The organism is Aliterella sp. E5.1 (assembly GCF_057473825.1).
This window is the reverse complement of the sequence record NZ_JBYCCV010000455.1, coordinates 1-1,222: the sequence shown is the minus strand read 5'-3', so window position 1 is coordinate 1,222 and position 1,222 is coordinate 1. Positions and strand designations below refer to the sequence as shown.

The following is a 1,222-nucleotide window of genomic DNA, read 5'->3' as shown; positions in this document are numbered from 1 at the left end:
ATTGGCGTTCCCAGAGGAGCTATCAAAGAGCGACTTGTCTTCATCCATCAAATCTTTGGAGTGGTTGCATAATTCAAACTCCTCCCACAGGGCTTTTCTATTCTCACCCAGTTTTTGCAACACAACCACTTAGAGAATACACTTACGCTGGCAATATCGGTCAGCACGACTGCGTTTTTACTACATACGGACAACTAACGGGTCCCGCTAGTGTTGACCGACGAGAGTTATTACAAACACTAGCGAAAAGAACTTTCCTGATCTTGGACGAAAGTCACAAAGCCGGGGGACCCGCCGGAGACAATCAGGTTGATAGGAAAAAGGCTCAAGTTTCCTCCTGCACCGAATTCTTTCAATCGCTCGTTAAAGAAACCCAAGGATTTGTAGCGTCCAGTGCGACAGCAATCAAAGACCCCATCGTTGCTGCAAGACTATTTTACGAAACAACTGACCTCAAACTAGCCGCCACCGACCGCGATAAGTTTGCCGATCACCTTAAAGCAGGGGGCGTACCATTGCAGCAACAGGTGTTTTCGATGTGGGCAGAATCGGGGGGCTGCATCCGTTGCGAGAAGTCCTACGAGGGCGTGGAGTTTGGCGTTGCCAAATACCATGTTGACTTGCAAACAGCAGAGAATAACTCGAAGATTCTCAACCTAATTTGGCGCTTTGACTATATCAAGGAAAAAGTAGTCAAAGAAATTAGTGGCGATTATGCCGATGTGGGGGAAGCTGCACGTAAAAACAACCCAGCACTGGGAGATGCGGGAGCGAGTAGCACAATTTTCACTAGCGTCCTGCACAACTTAACAGCAGTAACAGCTTTAGGATTGAAAGCCGAGGAAACGGCAAATGCAGCGATTTGGGACATCGAGGAGGGACGTAAGCCTATATTGATGCTGTTCAATACGATGGAGTCAACCGTTAGAGATTTTGTAGATAGCCACAACGAACTAGCCGCCTTCCACAATGCAGAGTTTCCCGATAACCATATGCAGCCAATTAAAGTTGGCGATGACATTACGATTAATGCTGGACAATTATTTACTCGCTACTTGGAAAAAGCAAGGTCGATTAAAATTACCGAGCCGTACCTATAGCAATCCTAGATGAGTTGAAGAAAAGTGAGTCTTAAACTATTGTGAATGATGGATGTAGCATTTTAGAACTAATTGAACGATGGACGAACTGGTCAAGTTTATTGAGAGTAATCCTGATGCTA

1 pseudogene is annotated in these 1,222 nt (G+C 45.6%); it reads left to right on the top strand.

What is annotated here, in order from left to right:
• Window positions 1-1,100: pseudogene (locus AC2VE5_RS28185) on the top strand (hypothetical protein); the annotation flags it as partial.
• Window positions 1,101-1,222: the final 122 nt, after the last annotated feature.